The organism is Endozoicomonas sp. ONNA2 (assembly GCF_024606365.1).
Classification (GTDB): domain Bacteria; phylum Pseudomonadota; class Gammaproteobacteria; order Pseudomonadales; family Endozoicomonadaceae; genus Endozoicomonas.
In genome coordinates this window covers 1-1,698 of record NZ_JAHHPO010000254.1, presented here as the reverse complement: position 1 = coordinate 1,698, position 1,698 = coordinate 1, and the positions used below count along the sequence as shown (strand labels likewise).

The window sequence follows — 1,698 nt, the reverse complement described above, 5'->3', positions numbered from 1 at the left end:
GAAAAATGGTCAAGCAAAATATTTTTCACGGCAAAAGTAGCTGGCCATATGGAATCGAATATTTTTGGCTACTTAAGCACGGTGCTTTTTTATCTGGTCTTAATAGATTTAACGAGATGAAGCTTAATGGGCGTTGTGATGCTCCCCCCCGGAGATTCCACCTTCAGTAACAGCTTTTCCCGATCCACTGCCAGCAGATCTCCTCTGAAAATTTTTGATGGTTCAACATGAACCTCTAACCAGGCACCAATAAGAATTGGTAAATCATGAATTGGAATGTCTATGAACTGCTGATGCTTCCGTAATTCCTCTTCCTGCTGATTAGAAGGCAGTTCCTCAACAAAGAGAAAGTTTTCGTCGTTTTCCCCATAGTTGATTTGAGACTGTCGCTCCTTGCGGATTTGTGGCTCGATTTTTGTGGCAGGGATGTTTGCCAATTCCGAATCAGATGCCCCCCCTGCCGGACCAAAATGAGTTGGGGAGAGGATTTCAAACGGAGAAACGGGGCTGTTGTTAACCAGCAGTGAGAGGCCAAATGATGACACCCAGAGTTCAGGATCATATACAGAGAAGGCCTGAGGATGGAAGTTAGGTGGAAAGTTTCCCGTAATGGTGACGGTATCCGGATTTTTCAGAAAGTTGATCTGGGCTTTTTTCATTGCTTCATTAGGAACACTGCCTGTTATGTAGTAGTAGAAGATGTCTGGCAGATTGGTTATAAAGTTAATGTATTCTGCTGTTGAAATGCCAAAGCTTTTAGCGCAAAACTGTGTGCTCATCCTGACCAGACCCGCATCCTGATAAGTAAATTCTGCATTGGTCAGGACCGGAATTTTCATGAAGTCGTCGATAACAGGTGTTCCTTTTTTGTTAAATCTTGCCTGTAATGATGCTTTGTATAGATCAGTGGCACTGATGCCAAATTGAACAAGCATTTTCTGGTTTTCAGAGTTATAACTATATTCCCAGAAAAGGCTATCGATAAGTGTGTTAATACCCATCTGCTTTAATTGATTCACACCGATAATGTATTGATCATCACAGACAGGTTCTAAAATTCCATTTAGCTCTTTTTTAAGTCGTAGCTGCTTTTTATAATTGAATCCGGTATAAAAATGTTCATTTCCTTTCAGCGGAAATTCAATACCATCATATTGAAAGCGCAATGAATCAGGTAGCTCTGGTATTTCGTTGATGTTGAAGTGATACATAGTCTTCATCATTGCTAAAGTGCTGGGGAAAATAATCGATAAACTTTCTGCAGTAATTGGACTTTTGAATATTTTTACAGGTGTTATTGTTATTTTTGATATTGATATTTTACCGGATATATGAACATTAACTGTATCAAATTCTATATCTGCGTAATCAGAAGCCATAGGTGCATATTTTTTTAATGCTTTAGTGAGCTGGGTTTCAGCATAAAGTTTAAATCCAAACCATCCTGCAATAGTAATTAAAAAAAAAGGTATAAAGAGTAGTCTGACCAAAAAATTAATCATAGGCTTGCCTGATTACGGTATATCCAAAAAAGATCGGTGGCTTGTGATGATTTACTTCTTTTTAAAATATGTTCTTGATTGTTATGTTTATCAAGTACTGGTTGTTTTATTTATAATTAGTTCTGATAGTTGATTGGCAAGTGTCACATTTTGGGTTTTTTCCTGGTTTGGCAGGGTGTTTGTCAAAAAACAAACT

1 protein-coding gene is annotated in these 1,698 nt (G+C 38.1%); it reads right to left on the bottom strand.

Annotated elements, in window-relative coordinates; genetic code table 11:
• Positions 1-89 precede the first annotated feature (89 nt).
• Positions 90-1,502, bottom strand: a complete 1,413-nt coding sequence (locus KDK14_RS04515) for a hypothetical protein (RefSeq protein ID WP_257263826.1) — start codon at positions 1,500-1,502, stop codon at positions 90-92.
• Between the last annotated feature and the right edge of the window lie 196 nt (positions 1,503-1,698).

Excerpts from the sequence above, each read along its gene's own strand:
- KDK14_RS04515 (WP_257263826.1), bottom strand. The coding sequence starts at position 1,502 with ATGATTAATTTTTTGGTCAGACTACTCTTTATACCTTTTTTTTTAATT.